General features: G+C 68.6%; 19 protein-coding genes and 1 pseudogene. 2 read left to right on the top strand and 18 right to left on the bottom strand.

Annotated features, from left to right (window positions below):
• Nucleotides 1-93 precede the first annotated feature (93 nt).
• From AV541_RS02495 to AV541_RS02465, 7 genes are read right to left on the bottom strand one after another with little or no spacing between them, the layout of a single operon-like run.
• A complete protein-coding gene (locus AV541_RS02495; protein ID WP_060384157.1) occupies nt 94-1,128 on the bottom strand; it encodes an RMD1 family protein in 1,035 nt (344 codons plus the stop codon).
• The gene (gene rdgB, locus AV541_RS02490; protein WP_024118732.1) at nt 1,125-1,736 is read right to left on the bottom strand and encodes an RdgB/HAM1 family non-canonical purine NTP pyrophosphatase; all 612 of its coding nucleotides are present in this window, start codon (nt 1,734-1,736) and stop codon (nt 1,125-1,127) included. Before rdgB ends, AV541_RS02495 begins: the two co-directional genes overlap by 4 nt.
• A 15-nt stretch (nt 1,737-1,751) precedes the next feature.
• On the bottom strand, nt 1,752-2,690 hold the full coding sequence (locus tag AV541_RS02485) for a polyprenyl synthetase family protein (protein ID WP_060384156.1): 939 nt from the start codon (nt 2,688-2,690) through the stop codon (nt 1,752-1,754).
• A 16-nt stretch (nt 2,691-2,706) separates the two neighbouring features.
• Nucleotides 2,707-3,108, bottom strand: a complete 402-nt coding sequence (locus tag AV541_RS02480; RefSeq protein WP_224065242.1) for a hypothetical protein — start codon at nt 3,106-3,108, stop codon at nt 2,707-2,709.
• A gap of 54 nt (nt 3,109-3,162) precedes the next feature.
• Nucleotides 3,163-3,798, bottom strand: coding sequence for a redox-sensing transcriptional repressor Rex (locus AV541_RS02475; protein WP_060384155.1), 636 nt, complete (start codon nt 3,796-3,798; stop codon nt 3,163-3,165).
• The gene (locus AV541_RS02470) at nt 3,795-4,565 is read right to left on the bottom strand and encodes an SPOR domain-containing protein (protein ID WP_060384154.1); all 771 of its coding nucleotides are present in this window, start codon (nt 4,563-4,565) and stop codon (nt 3,795-3,797) included. The genes AV541_RS02475 and AV541_RS02470 overlap by 4 nt, the downstream gene beginning before the upstream one ends.
• 1 nt (nt 4,566) lies before the next feature.
• Nucleotides 4,567-5,928 (bottom strand): tetratricopeptide repeat protein, encoded by a 1,362-nt coding sequence (locus tag AV541_RS02465; protein WP_060384153.1) that lies wholly within the window; start codon nt 5,926-5,928, stop codon nt 4,567-4,569.
• A 53-nt stretch (nt 5,929-5,981) separates the two neighbouring features.
• On the opposite strand from AV541_RS02465, the pseudogene AV541_RS02460 reads away from it, so the two are divergent.
• A pseudogene (locus AV541_RS02460) lies at nt 5,982-6,493 on the top strand (HNH endonuclease).
• Nucleotides 6,494-6,537: 44 nt separating this feature from the next.
• On the opposite strand, the gene AV541_RS02455 reads toward AV541_RS02460, so the two are convergent.
• The gene (locus AV541_RS02455) at nt 6,538-7,371 is read right to left on the bottom strand and encodes a DMT family transporter (RefSeq protein WP_060384152.1); all 834 of its coding nucleotides are present in this window, start codon (nt 7,369-7,371) and stop codon (nt 6,538-6,540) included.
• 41 nt (nt 7,372-7,412) lie between these two features.
• On the opposite strand from AV541_RS02455, the gene AV541_RS02450 reads away from it, so the two are divergent.
• Nucleotides 7,413-7,892: a hypothetical protein gene (locus AV541_RS02450; protein WP_060384151.1), complete on the top strand. Its 480-nt coding sequence runs from the start codon at nt 7,413-7,415 to the stop codon at nt 7,890-7,892.
• 109 nt (nt 7,893-8,001) lie between these two features.
• On the opposite strand, the gene rplQ is transcribed toward AV541_RS02450, so the two are convergent.
• Genes rplQ through secY form a run of 10 tightly spaced genes read right to left on the bottom strand, consistent with a single transcriptional unit; the run spans nt 8,002 to nt 13,786 of the window.
• Nucleotides 8,002-8,358: a 50S ribosomal protein L17 gene (rplQ, locus tag AV541_RS02445; RefSeq protein ID WP_008633358.1), complete on the bottom strand. Its 357-nt coding sequence runs from the start codon at nt 8,356-8,358 to the stop codon at nt 8,002-8,004.
• Nucleotides 8,359-8,362: 4 nt separating this feature from the next.
• Complete coding sequence (locus AV541_RS02440; RefSeq protein ID WP_060384150.1) at nt 8,363-9,310, bottom strand: DNA-directed RNA polymerase subunit alpha; 948 nt, start codon at nt 9,308-9,310, stop codon at nt 8,363-8,365.
• A gap of 18 nt (nt 9,311-9,328) precedes the next feature.
• Nucleotides 9,329-9,958, bottom strand: coding sequence for a 30S ribosomal protein S4 (gene rpsD / locus AV541_RS02435; protein WP_008633363.1), 630 nt, complete (start codon nt 9,956-9,958; stop codon nt 9,329-9,331).
• Nucleotides 9,959-9,970: 12 nt separating this feature from the next.
• Complete coding sequence (gene rpsK / locus AV541_RS02430) at nt 9,971-10,360, bottom strand: 30S ribosomal protein S11 (RefSeq protein ID WP_008633365.1); 390 nt, start codon at nt 10,358-10,360, stop codon at nt 9,971-9,973.
• Between the two features lie 36 nt (nt 10,361-10,396).
• Nucleotides 10,397-10,777 (bottom strand): 30S ribosomal protein S13, encoded by a 381-nt coding sequence (rpsM, locus tag AV541_RS02425; RefSeq protein ID WP_008633368.1) that lies wholly within the window; start codon nt 10,775-10,777, stop codon nt 10,397-10,399.
• A gap of 11 nt (nt 10,778-10,788) precedes the next feature.
• A complete protein-coding gene (gene rpmJ / locus AV541_RS02420; protein ID WP_008633370.1) occupies nt 10,789-10,902 on the bottom strand; it encodes a 50S ribosomal protein L36 in 114 nt (37 codons plus the stop codon).
• A gap of 9 nt (nt 10,903-10,911) precedes the next feature.
• The gene (gene infA, locus AV541_RS02415; protein WP_008633373.1) at nt 10,912-11,130 is read right to left on the bottom strand and encodes a translation initiation factor IF-1; all 219 of its coding nucleotides are present in this window, start codon (nt 11,128-11,130) and stop codon (nt 10,912-10,914) included.
• 8 nt (nt 11,131-11,138) lie between these two features.
• Complete coding sequence (gene map / locus AV541_RS02410) at nt 11,139-11,906, bottom strand: type I methionyl aminopeptidase (protein WP_060384149.1); 768 nt, start codon at nt 11,904-11,906, stop codon at nt 11,139-11,141.
• Nucleotides 11,906-12,466 (bottom strand): adenylate kinase, encoded by a 561-nt coding sequence (locus AV541_RS02405; protein WP_082709623.1) that lies wholly within the window; start codon nt 12,464-12,466, stop codon nt 11,906-11,908. Before AV541_RS02405 ends, map begins: the two co-directional genes overlap by 1 nt.
• Nucleotides 12,467-12,469: 3 nt before the next feature.
• On the bottom strand, nt 12,470-13,786 hold the full coding sequence (gene secY, locus AV541_RS02400; RefSeq protein ID WP_060384147.1) for a preprotein translocase subunit SecY: 1,317 nt from the start codon (nt 13,784-13,786) through the stop codon (nt 12,470-12,472).

The raw sequence follows: 13,786 nt of genomic DNA, 5'->3' as shown, positions 1-13,786 counted from the left end.
CACCTCCGGGCGCATGGTAGCGTTTCCGCTTTGCTCTTTTTCCTGCGCCCTGCAGGCTTAAGTATACTCCTACTTTCTCGGGGCACAAGTCCTCTAATGCCAAAAGGCCCTGACCACCTCAAAGGCGATGAGGGCCAGGATGCCCACCTCCACCGCCTGGGTTCTCAGGTGCACCACCTCCTCGGTGACCATCTCGTAGGTGGCCTCGAGGACCCTAAGCTTCTCCTCCAGGCTCCGTTCCAGCTCGTGGGCCCCGTAAAGCTCCAAGGCGGCCCGGTAGATCTTGGCGTAGAAGAGGTCCTCGGTGATGCGCAAGGCCCCCTCCAGGCGGGCCCGCACATCGGCGATCTCCGCGTGGCGGGCCATGAGGCGGCGCCTTAGGCGCTGCAGGCGCCCGTAGCCCCAAAGGCCCCGGTGCCTCAGCACCTGGGGAACGGCTTCCAGCTCCTGGGTGAGGACCCCATCGTAATAGGAAAGCTCCAGAAGCTGGGCGTGCACGAACTCCACCAGGTCGGCCACGTCCCAGATGCCCTCGGAGTCCAGGATGAAGACCCGGTCAAAGCCCAAAAGGGCCAGGTCCTCGGTGGAGTAGCTGTAGCGGTAGCGCTCCATCTCCCGCCGGACCTCGGGGGCGAACTCCTCCTCGGCCCCCATCCATAGGGGAGTGAGGTCCACCGAGGGGCGGAAGGCCTTCTCCCCTTCCAACCCCAGGGCGTGGTAGACCACGAACTCCTCGGAGAGGCGCTTCTCCTCGGGGCGGAGAAGGGCCCCTCGGAGGTGGGGCTCGAGGGCGGCGAGCTCCGCCAGGAAGAACCCCTCCCAGAAGGGAAGCTCGGGGATCCTGAGCCCCTTCTCCAGAAAGGCCTCCCAGGGCACCCGCTCCCCCAGGTGGATGCGGAAGGAGAGGGAGACCACCCCGAACTCGTAGAGCCTGGCGGTGAGGAGGCCGGAAAGCCCCTCCACGTTCCGCACCCCGAGCTCCATCTCCCCCGGCGGGTTCTCAAAGCGCACCGCCCCGAGCCTCGCCCGGGAGAGGCGGAGGCGGGGCGTGGATAGACGGCCTAGGTCAATCTCGTCGGCCACGTCAAAGAGGCGGTAGAGGGCGATGTGGGGGGAGAGGACGTTCATTCCAGCTTGGAGACCTCCCTCGGGGGCGGCCCGTCCTTGTAGGCCTCAAGGAGGGCCCTGAGGGCCTTTCCCCGGTGGGAGTACCGGGCCTTCTCCTCTAGGCCCATCTCGGCGAAGGTCTTCCCCGCCTCGGGGACGTAGAAGAGGGGATCGTAGCCGAAGCCCCCCTCGCCCCGGGGGGCCTCGAGGATCACCCCCTCCACGCTCCCCTCGTAGGCCTCGGCGTGCCCGTCGGGGTAGGCCAGGACCAGGACGGCCACGAAGCGGGCCTTGCGCTCCTCCCCTTTGAGGTGGCGCATCCTCTCCAGGAGGTAGACGTTCCGCTCCCGGTCCGTGGTCCTCCCCCCGTAGCGGGCGGAGTAGACCCCGGGCTCGCCCCCGAGGGCGTAGACCTCGAGGCCGGAGTCGTCGGCGAGGGCGGGAAGCCCCGTGGCCTTGGCCACGTACGCCGCCTTGAGGAGGGCGTTCTCCAGGAAGGTGGCCCCCTCCTCCTTGGGCATGCGCAAGGCGAAGTCCGCCAGGGTGAGGAGGGTCCAGCCCAAGGGGGCGAGGCCCTCCTTGAGCTCCCGCACCTTCCCGGGGTTGCCGGTGGCCAGGACCACCTTCATCCCCCTAAGCATACCCTAGCGGACCCGCTCCGCCTCCTTCAGGGCGAGCTCCCGCAAGGCCTCCCGGAAGGGGCTCGGAGGCAGGGCCTCCAGGGCCTGGGCCGCGGCCTCGGCCCGCTCCCGGATGCGGCGCACCGCCTCCTCGGCCGCCCCGCTCTCCCGGGCCAGGGCCCGCACCCGTTCCAGGTCCCCGGCCTCCCGGGCCCGGCGCCTGAGCACCTCCCGCACCTCGGGGTAGCGCTCCATGAGGAGGAGGGGGATGAGGGTGGCCTTGCCCTCCCGCAAGTCCCCGCCCACGGGCTTACCCAGGACCTCCGGCGTCCCCATGAGGTCCAGGTAATCGTCCCGCATCTGGAAGGCCTGGCCGTAGAGGAGGCCGTAGCGGTAAAGGGCCTCCCGCACCCCGCTTTCCGCCCCGAGAAGGAGGGCGGGGCCCTCCGTGGCGAGGGCCATGAGGACCGCCGTCTTGGCGGTGATGATCCGCTCGTAGTTCTCCAGGGAGTAGTCCTCGAGGGCCGCCACCTGGAACTGGAGGACCTCGCCTTCGGAGAGGGTCTTGGCCACCTCGGCGAACCGCTCCACCAACTCCATCCGCCCCGTCTTGGCGATGACGTGAAGGAGCCTTGAGAGGAGGAAGTCCCCGGAAAGCACGGAGACGGCGTTCCCGTACTTGCGGAAGGCCGCCTCCCTGCCCCGCCTTGTCTCGGCGTCGTCAATGAGGTCGTCGTGGAGGAGGGTGGCGGAGTGGAGGAGCTCCACCGCCAAGGCGAGCTCCAGCTCAAAGGGCGCCCCCCCTAAGGCCCTCGAGGCCAGAAAGACGAGCCTGGGCCGGATGCGCTTGCCCCCCGCCGTCACCAGGTCCTGGTGAATGAGCCGGATGAAGAGGACATCGGACTGGACGAGCTCGGAAAGGGCCTCTTCAAAGCGGCGGAGGGGGGCCTCGAGGTCGGTCACGCCCCCCAGTATAGCCCTAGTAGAGCTCTATCGTGGCGTTCAGGGGGACCACCTTGGACTGCCCGTTGGCCGAAATGGTCCGGTACTTCACCGCCTGCACCGGGGTCAAGGGCGCGAAGGACTTCTTCACCACTTCCCGGGTGTAGGGCCCGCAAGGGTCGGGGTTGCTGGGCGGACAAGACTCGGGGATGAGGAAGGGGGCCTCCAGTTGGTTCTCCGAGGCGTCCAGGAGGATCACCGTGCCCGCCCCGGAGCCCGGAAGGGCGTAGAGGACGATCTGGTAGCTGTAGGTGTAAACCGTATTGTTGTTTTGGTCCGTCTCCGTCTGAAACGAGAAGTTCTCCCGCGAGGCCAAGACCGTCGGCCCACCCAGGATGACGCCATCAGCGAAGAAGTTGCCACATCCCCCTAGGGCCACAAGGACCAAACCGCCAAGGAACCTAACCCATATACGCCGCATAAACCACCTCGCTCACCCCATCATCTCTTCCCGCCACTTGGGGTTCAGGATAGCGAAAGAAAGCCGCGTGAGCCCCGCCAAGAAGTCCACGTTCTCCACCGCCACCTCCTTGGGCACCTCGAGGACCACCGGGGCGAAGTTCAGGATCCCCTTAATCCCCGCCGCCACCAACAGGTCCGCCGCCTTCTGGGCCGCTTCCCGGGGCACGGTGAGGAGGGCGATCTCAATGCGGCCGGGAACCCGCTGGGGCAGGAGGTCCACGTGCTCAATGACCCCGCCCCGCACCGGGCGGCCCACCTTCTCCGGGTCCACGTCAAAGAAGCCCCTAAGCTCAAAGCTCTCCCCGAACCCCGGGTAGTCGGCCAGGGCGCTCCCGAGCCGGCCCATGCCCACGATGCACAGGCCCCACTTGCGGTTGAGCCCCAGGATGTGGCGGAGCTCCCGCTTCAGGACGGGGACGGTGTACCCCACCCCGCGCGTCCCGTAGGAGCCGAAGTAGGAAAGGTCCTTTCGCACCTGGAAGGCCGTGACCTGAGCAAGCTCCCCAAGCTGCTCGGAACTCGTCCGGTGGACCCCCTGGGCCTCCAGCTCCTCCAGGATGCGGAGGTAGGTGATCAGGCGACCGATGGCTGCTTCGGGGACCTTCATCGCACCTCCAAGGCCTCGAGGCCCAGCGCCTTGAGCCGGGCCTTCACCTCGTCCACCTGGCCCACGGGCACGGGGCCCACCCGCACCCGGTGCAGGCCGTCCTCGCTCAGGACCACGCTGAACCCCAGCCCACGGAGCTTCTCCGCCAAGGCGAGGGCGTTTTCCCGCTTCTGGAAGGCCCCCACCTGGAGGTAGACCCGCTCGGGGGAGAGGGGCGCCGGGCCCTCCCCCCGGTAGACCTGGGGGGCGTAGTCCCGAAGGGCCTCGGCCACCCTCATGGCCTCGGCCTCGGTGGCGTAGGGGCCCACCACCACCCGCGTGAGGCTTCCAGCAGGCTCCAGCCGCGCAGGGTAACCCTGGTCCGCCAGCGCCTGGCGCAACCTGGCGGCGTTCTCGGGGTTGGCGAAGGCCCCCACCGCCACCCGGTAGACCCCCCCAGGGCTTGCGGGCGGGGAAGCCGCGCCGGCGCTAGGCCGGGCGGGCTCCGAAGGCGAAGGCGCCGAAGCGGGCGCGCGCCCCGAGGCCTCCCCCGGGGAGGGAGCGGGCGGCGCCTCGGGCAGGGGCAGGACGGTGACCACGGGCTCCTCCGCGGGGGCCTCGCCAGCGGGGCCAGGCGCCGTGGCCGCAGGCGCCTGCGGGGCCGGGGGCGGGGCCGGGCGCGCGGCGAAGGGGTTTAGGCCCACGAGGTAGAGGACCACGCCCACCGCCACCACGGCGATGAGGACGAAGATGAGAAAGTCCAGCCAGTTCTCCCTTAGCCAGCGCATCCTACCTCCCGAAAAGGGCCCGGGCTTCCCTCGAGCCCAAGGCGGCCGCCTGCCTCAGGGCCCGGTCGGCCTCCGCTTGGCGGCCCAGGCCCCTGAGGGCCAGGCCCAGGTTGTACCAGGCGGCGGCGGAGGAGGCGTCCTTGGCCAGGACCTCGCGCAGCACGAGCTCCGCCTGGCCGAAGCGCTTGACGAGGACGAGGACCGCCCCCAGGTTCACCCCCACCTGGGGGTCGCGGGTGGCCTCGTAGGCGGCCTGGAGGGCCGCCACCGCCTCCTCGCCCTGGCCCTCCTCCAGGAGGAGGCTTCCCCGCAAGGCCAGGGCCTGGGGCGAGGCGAGCCCCTCGAGGAGCTTTAGGGCCTCCTGCCGCCGTCCCAGGCCTTGGGCCGCCTGGGCCTGGAGGAAGGCCCCGGCGGGCCCGGCCTCCTTGGCGTAGCGGTAAGCGTTGGCGTAGTCCTTGGCCTTGAGGTAAGCGGCCGCCAAGGCCAAGGCCACCTCGGGATCCTGGCCCTTGGCGTAGGCCTCCTGGAGCCAGCGGAGCCCCTCCTTCAGGTCCCCCACCTCAAGCCGGCGCCGGCCGAGGAGGTAGGCGGCCTGCCAAAGGTCTGGGTCCAGGGCCAAGGCCTCCCGCCAAAGGGGCTCGGGGCCTTCCACCAGGGTTCCCTTGCGCAGGAGGAGGAGGGCCTTCCCCTTGGGGTCCTGGACCGCCTCGAGGCCCCGCTCCACCTCCCGACGCGCCCGGTCCGCAAGCCCCACCTCCGCCAGCACCCGGGCGAGGAGGTCCCAGGCCTCCGCCCGGCCAGGCTCCCGGTTGAGCGCGGCGTACAGGTGGGGCACCGCCGCCTCCCGCTCCCCGGCGGCGTAGAGGGCCTGGGCCAGGGCGAGGCGGTAGGCGGGGCTCCGCTCCGGGGAAAGGCCCCGCTCCAGAACGGCCGCCGCCTCCCTGGCCTTCCCCTCTTGGAGCAGGGCCCCGGACCAGGCGAGGTAGGCCTCCTCCCGGGGGGCGATGGCGGCCGCTTTGGCGAAGGCCTCGGCCGCCTTTCCCGCCTCCCCCAGGCGGAGGTAGACCTGGCCCAGGTTGAAGTGCCCCTCGTACCGGTCCGGGAAGACCCGGGTCATCTGGTCGAAGGCAAACCGGGCCTCTTCCAGCCGGCCAAGCCGTACCAAGGCCACGCCGAGGCCGAGGTGGGCCTGGAACTGACCGTAGTCCTGGCGCAGCACCTCCTCAAAGGCGGCCACGGCCTCCGCGTAGGCCCCCTCCGAAAGGAGGCGCTCCCCCCTCTCCAGCCAAGCTTGGACGCCCTGGGCCAAGGCCGCCCCAGCCACGAGCCCGAGGGCGAGGATACGCATCAGAAAAGGTCCCATAGAAGCCCCCTCTTTGCCGCTAGCATAGCACACCCCTGTGCTAAGCTGAGGCCGTGAACCTGGACGCCCCACGGGTCCTGGTCCTCAACGCCGCCTACGAGGTCCTGGGCCTGGCCAGCATCAAGCGGGCCGTGCTCCTCGTTCTCGGGGCGGGGCGGAGATGGTCTCGGAAAGCGGCCTTTACCTCAACACCCCCTCCACCCGGATCCCCGTCCCCAGCGTCGTCCGCCTCAAGCGCATGGTCCGCCGCAGGCCGGGGCGCGTCCCCTTGAACCGCAGAAACGTCCTCCGGCGTGACCGCTACACCTGCCAGTACTGCGGCCAAAAGGGCGGGGAGCTCACCGTGGACCACGTCCTCCCCAAAAGCCGCGGGGGCAAGAGCACCTGGGACAACCTGGTGGCCGCCTGCCGCAGCTGCAACCTCAGGAAGGGGGACCGCACCCCCGAGGAAGCGGGGATGCGCCTCCTCCGCCCCCCGAAGCCCCCGAGGGTGCCCCTCTTCCTTTTGGACCTCAAGGAGGTCCCCCCGGACTGGCGGCCCTTCGTGGAGGGCCTCCTCGGCTAACGGCCCCACAGCCCCAGCCTGGGCGTCCCACGGGGCGGAACCCTTTAGCGCCGCACCGCAAGAAGCACCGCCAGGATCACGAGCAAAGCCCCGAAATAGCCCAAGGGCGAAAGGACCTCGCCGAAAAGCAGGTAGGCGAGGACCACGGCCACCACGGGCTCCAAGGTGGCCACCACGCTGGCCACGGTGGCGGGAAGCCGCCTGAGGCCGGCGTAAAAGGCGAGGTAGGCCCCGTAGGTGGAGAAGAGGCTTAAGGCCAGGAGGGCGCCCAGCGCCCGGGGGGTCAAGGGGCCGAACTCCGCCCAGGGCGCAAGGGCCAAAGCGGCCACGGGCAGGGCGTAGGCGAAGAAGGTGGGGGTGGTGTAACGGCTAAGGTAAAGCTTGCCGAGAAGGTAGTGAAGGGCGTAAAAGAAGCCGGAGGCCAAGCCGAAGAGGAAGGCCCGCACCCCGAAGCGCACCTCGCTCCCCCCGCCCAGGCCCAAAAGCCCCACCCCGAGGAGGGTCAAGGCCACCGCCCCCCAGGACCTGGCCGTGGGGGGCTCCCGGAGGAAGGCCCAGGAGAGGAGGGCCACCCAGGCGGGGGCGGTGTAGAGGAGGACCGAGGCCAAGGCCGCCCCCCCGTAGAGGACGGCGAGCTGGTAGGCCCCGTAGAAGAGGGCCACCCCCAGAAGGCCGAAGAGGGGAAAGACAGGCAGGTCCCGGGGCGCCACCCGAAGGCTTCCCGTCCAGATTGCGTGGGCCAGAAAGAAGATCCAGCTCAAAAGCGCCCGGTAGAAGGCCACCGTCAAAGGGGTAAGCCCCTCCTGGAAGGCCATACGGCTTAAAGGCCCGATGAGGCCCCAAAGAAACGCCGCCAGCAGGACGTAAAGGTAGCCCATGGGGCAAGTGTATAATCGGCCAAGGCGTTATTGGAGGCTCTATGGGAGCGCGCACTTTTTTTGCCCTTCTCGTCCTGGTCCTAGGCGGCCTCTTCGCCTGGCTCAACTGGCCGGAGGTCACCCGGACGGCCCCCCTCTCCCTGGGGTTCACCCGGGTGGAGGCCCCTTTGGGCCTGGTCCTCCTCGTGGCCTTAGGGGTTGTGACCCTCCTCTACCTCCTCTTCACCCTCGGCCTCGAGACCGCCGCCCTCCTGGAGGTGCGGCGCTACGCTCGGGAACTCCTCCACTACAAAAAGCTCGCGGAGGACGCGGAGCAAAGCCGCTTCACCGAGCTCCGCCGCTACCTGGAAGGGGAGTTCCAGGCCCTACGGGAAGCGGAGCGCGAGGAGCTTAAGGCCCTGAAAGAGGAGGTGGCGGAAACCCTGGAGAAGCACGGGAACACCCTCGCCGCCTACATCGGGGAGCTGGAGGACCAGATCCTGCGCCTTCTGGGCGAGCGCAAGCAGGACCCCGGAGGCTAAGCGCCCGCACCCCACGCGCGGACCCTTGGGGAAAGCCCCCGTGCCCCGCCGGCACGGGGTAGCCCAAAGCCCCCCGGGCCGAGGCTCCGGGGGGCCGGTCCCGGCGGGGCTACTCCACCAGCTCCACCAGGGCGAGCGGGGCCCCGTCCCCCCGCCGGCGCTCCGCCAGCTTGAGGACCCGGGTGTACCCCCCCTGGCGGTCCCGGTAGCGGGGGGCGATCTCGTCAAAGAGCTTCCGCACCAGCTTCACGTCCTGGAGGTCCCTAAGGACCAGCCTGCGGGCGTGGAGGTCGCCCCGCTTGGCCAGGTGGATGAGGTGGTCCACAAACCCCCTGAGCTCCTTGGCCTTGGGCACGGTGGTGGTGATGCGGCCGTGGGTGAGGAGGCTTTTCGCCTGGTTGCGGTAAAGGGCCAAGCGGTGGGAAGAGTGGCGGTTCAGCTTACGTCCGGACTTCAGGTGGCGCATGGTCTCACTCCTTCAGGGTGAAGCCCTTCTTTTCCAGGGCTTCCTTGATCTCCTCCAGGCTCCGCTCCCCAATCCCGGGGATGTTCTTCAGGTCCTTGAGGTTGAGGGCGAGAAGGGCCCGGACGGACTCAATGCCCTCCTCCTTGAGGCTGTGGAGCACCCGGGTGGAGAGGCCGAGCTCCTCCAAGGGCAGGTCCAGCTCCTCCTCCCGCTCTGGCGGCGCCTCGGGCTCCTTGGCCTCCTCGGGGACCGCCACGGCGGCCGCCTGGGGGTTGGAGAAGTAGGTGAGGTGCTCCCGGAGGATCTCCACCGCCTGGTTCAGGGCCTCGAGGGGGGTGACGGAGCCGTCGGTCCAGATCCTGAGGGTGAGCTTGTCCAGGTCGGTGCGCTGCCCCAGGCGGGTGTCCTCCACCTGGAAGGCCACGCGGCGCACCGGGGAGAAGACGGCGTCCACCGGGATGGCGTTGATCCGGTCCTTGATGCCGTGCTTCTCCGCCGGGACGTACCCCACCCCCCGGTCCACCCGGACCTCCATGTTGAGCCGCCCCCCCTCCTCCAGGGTGGCGATGTGGAGGTCGGGGTTCATGATCTCCACGTCGGCCACAGGAAGGAAGTCCCGCGCCTTCACCTCCTTGGGGCCCTCGGCCTTGAGGAGGAGGGTTACGGTCTGGAGGTTGGGGTTCAGGAACCGGACCACCAGCTCCTTGAGGTTGAGGATGATCTCCACCACGTCCTCCTTGACCCCAGGGATGGTGGAAAACTCGTGGAGGACGTCCTCAATGTAGACGCTGGTGACCGCGGTCCCGGGGATGGAGGAAAGGAGGATGCGCCTTAGGGGGTTTCCCAGGGTGACGCCGAAGCCCCGCTCCAGGGGCTCCAGGACGAACTCCCCGTACTCCCGCCCCTGGGTGCGCACCGTGAAGACCGGGGCCTTGAGCTTGGAATCCAACATACGCCTCCTTCCAGGGGCTTACCTGGAGTAGAACTCGATCACCAGCTGCTCGTTCACGGGCAGGGCCAGGTCCTCCCGGTCGGGCAGGCGGAGGAACTTGCCCTTCATGCCCTCCACATCCAGGGAGAGCCAGGGGCCCACCTTCCGGCCCTTCATGGCCTCGAGGTTCTGGCGGATGAGCTCGAGGTTGCGGCTCTTCTCGGCCACGGCGATCTCGTCCCCGGGCCGGACCCGGTAGGAGGGAAGGTCCACCCGGCGCCCGTTCACGGTGATGTGCCCGTGGCGCACCAGCTGGCGGGCCTGGCGGCGGCTTACGGCGAAGCCCAGCCGGTAGACCACGTTGTCCAGGCGGGACTCCAAGAGCCCAAGGAAGACGGAGCCGGTGACGCCCTTCTTCCTGCTCGCCTCCTCAAACAGGTTGCGGAACTGGCGCTCGGAGATGCCGTAGATCCGGCGGAGCTTCTGCTTCTCCCTAAGCCGCACCGCGTAGTCGGAGGGGCGGCGCGCCCGCTTCTGCCCGTGCTGCCCAGGGGGGTAGGGGCGGCGCTCCATGGCGCACTTGGGGCTGTAGCACCGCTCCCCCTTGAGGTAGAGCTTCACGCCTTCCCGGCGGCAAAGACGGCAAACTGGACCAATGTAACGACCCATCGCTCACTCCTTCTAGGAAGCCTTACGGAACTTCTTCTTGGGCCTGCAGCCGTTGTGGGGGACGGGGGTGTCGTCCACGATGGACTTCACCTGGAGGCCGGAGGCCTGGAGGGCCCTTATGGCCTGCTCCCGGCCCGCCCCGGTGCCCCGCACGATCACGTCCACGCTCTGCATGCCGTAGGCCATGGCCTTCTTGGCGGCGTCCAGGGCCGCGAGCTGGGCGGCGTAAGGGGTGCCCTTACGGCTTCCCTTGTAGCCGATGACGCCGCCCGAAGACCAGGTGATGGGGTTGCCGTCCGGGTCGGTGATGGTGACGATGGTGTTGTTGTAGGAGGCGTGGATGTAGGCGCGACCGCTCGCCACCTGCCGCTTGACCTTTTTCTTGCTCGGCTTCTTGGCCATACTCTCCCTCTCCGGAGTATCCTCTGGCCCTCAGGCTCACTTCCTCGGGGCCTTCTTCTTGCCCGCCACCGTCTTGCGGGGCCCCTTGCGGGTGCGGGCGTTGGTGCGGGTCCGCTGGCCCCGCACCGGCAGCCCCCGCCGGTGCCTAAGACCCCGGTAGCAGCCGATGTCCATGAGGCGCTTGATGTTGGCCGCCACCTCGGCCCTGAGCTCCCCCTCCAGCTTCCAGGTGTTCTCCACGTACTCCCGGAGGCGGACCACCTCCGCCTCGGTGAGGTCCTTCACCCGGGTGGCGGGGTTGATCCCCGTCTTCTCCAGGGCCTCCTTGGCCCGGGCCTTGCCGATGCCGTAGATGTAGGTGAGGGCGACGTCCACCCGCTTGTTCCTAGGAATCTCTACCCCTGCGATCCTCGCCACAGTCCTCCTCCCTAACCCTGCCGCTGCTTATGCTTGGGGTTCTCGCAGATGACGTAGACCCGCCCGTGCCGGCGGATCACCTTGCACTTGTCGCAGATCCTCTTGACCGACGCGCGCACCTTCATGCCTGCCTCCTACTTGCGGTAAACGATCCGGCCCCGCGTGGGGTCGTAGGGGGTGATCTCCACCACCACCCGGTCCCCGGGGAGGATGCGGATGTAGTGCATCCGCATCTTGCCCGAGATGTAGGCCAAAATCTCCGGCCCCGAGTCCAGCTTCACGCGAAAAGTGGCGTTGGGCAACGCCTCGGTGACCACGCCCTCCGTCCGAATGGTGTCCTTCTCCTTCGCCATACCCCTCCCTACTCGGCCCGCGCCAGGGCGACCCCGGTGAGAAGCTCGGGGCCTTCTTCCGTCACCAGGACGGTGTTCTCGTAATGGGCGGCGAGGTTGCCTCGGCCGGCGCTCGCCGTCCAGCCATCGTCCAATATTACCACAGGTGCGGGCCTTAAGGTGACCATGGGCTCGAGGGCCAGGGTCATCCCAGGGCGGATCTTGGGCCCGGTCCCGGGCTTGCCGAAGTTCGGCACCTGGGGGTCCTCGTGGATCTCCCGGCCCACCCCGTGCCCCACGAACTCCCGGACCACCCCGTAGCCCCGGCTTTCTAAGAAGGTCTGGATGGCGTGGCCCACGTCACCGAGGCGGAAGCCCGGGCGCAGGTACTTCATCCCCTCCCAGAAGGCGGCCTCCGTGTCCCGGATGAGCCGCTCCGCCTCCGGCGAGACCCGGCCCACGGGGAAGGTACGGGCCATGTCGGCGGCGAACCCCTGGTAGATGAGGCCCACGTCCACGGAGAGGATGTCCCCCTCCTTCAGGGGCTCCTTGGAGGGGATGCCGTGGACCACCACCTCGTTCACCGAGGTGCACAAGGTGGCGGGGAAGCCGTAGAGCCCGAGGAAGGCGGGCTTGGCCTTGCGCCTGCGGATGGCCTCGTAGGCGATCTGGTCCAGCTCCCAGGTGGACACGCCGGGCTCCACGTGGCGGGCCACCTCCTCCACCACCTCGGTGAGGAGGGCCCCCGCCTCCCGCATGCGCTCGATCTCCCAGGGGCTTTTCAGCTTGATGGCCATCAGATCCCTAACGCCGCCCGGATCCGGGCGTAAACCTCGTCCGGGGTGCCGAGCCCGTCCACCCGCTTCAACACCCCCCTGGCCTCATAGTAGCCCACCAGGGGCTCGGTTTTCTCCCGGTAGACCTCGAGGCGGCGCCTCACGGTCTCCTCGTTGTCGTCGGAGCGGCCCTCGAGCTCGGCCCGCTTTAGGATGCGCCGGACGAGCTCCTCCTCGGGGACCTCCACCAGCACCACCCCGAGGAGCCGGGTGCCGGTCTCCGCGAGGAGGCGGTCCAAGGCCTCGGCCTGGGCCAGGGTGCGGGGAAAGCCATCAAAGATCACCCGCTCGGCCAGCTCCTCCCGGATCAGCTCCAGGATGAGGTCGTCGGGGACCAGGTCCCCCCGCTCCATGATGGGCCTCACCCGCTCGCCCAAAGGGGTCCCCCGGGCCACGTGGTCCCGGAGGATGTCCCCCGTGGAGAGCTTCTTAAAACCGAGCTCCTCGGCAAGCCTCGAGGCCTGGGTGCCCTTGCCCGCCCCCGGAGGCCCCAGGAAGATCACCGCCTGTCCCACGTCCACCTCCTACCGGTTCCGCCCCCGCAGGCGCCCGCGGGAGAGGAAGCCCTCGTAGCTCCTGAGCATAAGCTGGCTTTCCACCTGCCTCAGGGTGTCCAAGGCCACGCCCACCACGATGAGGAGACTGATGCCCGAGAAGGCGATGCTGTGGATGCCGGTGAGGTTCTGAATGATCTGGGGAAGTAGGGTCACGAGCCCCAGGAAGAGGGCCCCCCAGAGGGTGAGGCGGGAAACGATGTGCTCCAGGAACTTCACCGTGGGCTCACCCGGGCGGATCCCCGGGATGAACCCCCCGTACTCCCGCAGCGACTCGGCGATGCGCTTGGGGTCAAACTGGACGGCGGTGTAGACGTAGGTGAAGAGGATGACGAGGAGGACCTCTATGAAGAGCCCCGAAGGCCGGGTGGGGTTGAAGAAGTTGGCGATGCCCTGCAGCACGGGGTTGTCCTGGAAGGGGGCGGCCAGGAAGATGGGGATCTGCAGGATGGCCGCAGCGAAGATGATGGGAATCACCCCGGCGGCGTTGAGCTTGATGGGGATGTAGGTGGCCTGGCCCCCGTAGACCCTGCGCCCCACCACCTTGCGGGCGTACTGGACGGGGATCCTGCGCTCGGCCTGCTGGACGGCGGCCATGCCGGCGAAGGCCAGCACGATGAAGGCCAGGAAGAAAAGGAAGGCCACCAGGTTGACCTCCCCGGTGCGGATGAGGCCTATGGTGCGCAGGATCTGGGGAAGCCACTCCACCACGATCCCTGCGAAGATGATGAGGCTCGTGCCGTTGCCGATGCCGTACTCGGTGATGCGCTCCGCCATCCACAGGAGGAGGGCGATGCCCGCCACCTGGGTCACCACCACCACGAACCAGAAGAAGGGGCCGGGGGACCAACCCGGCAGGAGAAAGCGGCCCCCCTCAGCCCCCAAAAAGGCCGTGGCCAGGAAGAACCCCTGGAAGGCGCCCAGGGCAATGCCCCCGATGCGGGTGTACTGGTTGATGATGCGCCGCCCCTCTTCTCCCTCCTTGGAGAGCTTCTCCAGGGCCGGCACCACCGTGACCAGGATCTGCATGATGATGGCCGCGGTGATGTAGGGCATGATGCCCAGGGCGAAGATGGAGAAGCGCTCAAAGTTGCCCCCGGAGAAGAGGTTGATGATGCCGAAGACCCCGCCTTGGGCCGTGCGCAGGAATTCCTGGATCTTGTCCAGGTCCACCCCCGGGGTGGGGATGAAGGCCCCAAGGCGGTAGGCGGCGAGGACGAGGAGGGTAAAGAGCACCCGCTGGCGGAGCTCGGGGATCTGCAGGGCGCTCCAGAAGGCCTTGAGCAT

The sequence above is a fragment of the Thermus parvatiensis genome, assembly GCF_001535545.1.
Taxonomy (GTDB): Bacteria; Deinococcota; Deinococci; order Deinococcales; family Thermaceae; genus Thermus; species Thermus parvatiensis.
Note: the sequence above shows the minus strand (reverse complement) of the source record. Positions and strands in the feature narration are given on the sequence as shown.

Excerpts from the sequence above, each read along its gene's own strand:
- rdgB (WP_024118732.1), bottom strand. The coding sequence starts at position 1,736 with ATGAAGGTGGTCCTGGCCACCGGCAACCCCGGGAAGGTGCGGGAGCTC.
- AV541_RS02495 (WP_060384157.1), bottom strand. The coding sequence starts at position 1,128 with ATGAACGTCCTCTCCCCCCACATCGCCCTCTACCGCCTCTTTGACGTG.
- infA (WP_008633373.1), bottom strand. The coding sequence starts at position 11,130 with ATGGCGAAGGAGAAGGACACCATTCGGACGGAGGGCGTGGTCACCGAG.
- AV541_RS02475 (WP_060384155.1), bottom strand. The coding sequence starts at position 3,798 with ATGAAGGTCCCCGAAGCAGCCATCGGTCGCCTGATCACCTACCTCCGC.
- AV541_RS02465 (WP_060384153.1), bottom strand. The coding sequence starts at position 5,928 with ATGGGACCTTTTCTGATGCGTATCCTCGCCCTCGGGCTCGTGGCTGGG.
- rpmJ (WP_008633370.1), bottom strand. The coding sequence starts at position 10,902 with ATGAAGGTGCGCGCGTCGGTCAAGAGGATCTGCGACAAGTGCAAGGTG.
- AV541_RS02470 (WP_060384154.1), bottom strand. The coding sequence starts at position 4,565 with ATGCGCTGGCTAAGGGAGAACTGGCTGGACTTTCTCATCTTCGTCCTC.
- AV541_RS02455 (WP_060384152.1), bottom strand. The coding sequence starts at position 7,371 with ATGGGCTACCTTTACGTCCTGCTGGCGGCGTTTCTTTGGGGCCTCATC.
- rpsK (WP_008633365.1), bottom strand. The coding sequence starts at position 10,360 with ATGGCCAAGAAGCCGAGCAAGAAAAAGGTCAAGCGGCAGGTGGCGAGC.
- AV541_RS02440 (WP_060384150.1), bottom strand. The coding sequence starts at position 9,310 with ATGTTGGATTCCAAGCTCAAGGCCCCGGTCTTCACGGTGCGCACCCAG.
- map (WP_060384149.1), bottom strand. The coding sequence starts at position 11,906 with ATGGCCATCAAGCTGAAAAGCCCCTGGGAGATCGAGCGCATGCGGGAG.
- rpsD (WP_008633363.1), bottom strand. The coding sequence starts at position 9,958 with ATGGGTCGTTACATTGGTCCAGTTTGCCGTCTTTGCCGCCGGGAAGGC.
- secY (WP_060384147.1), bottom strand. The coding sequence starts at position 13,786 with ATGCTCAAGGCCTTCTGGAGCGCCCTGCAGATCCCCGAGCTCCGCCAG.
- AV541_RS02450 (WP_060384151.1), top strand. The coding sequence starts at position 7,413 with ATGGGAGCGCGCACTTTTTTTGCCCTTCTCGTCCTGGTCCTAGGCGGC.
- rplQ (WP_008633358.1), bottom strand. The coding sequence starts at position 8,358 with ATGCGCCACCTGAAGTCCGGACGTAAGCTGAACCGCCACTCTTCCCAC.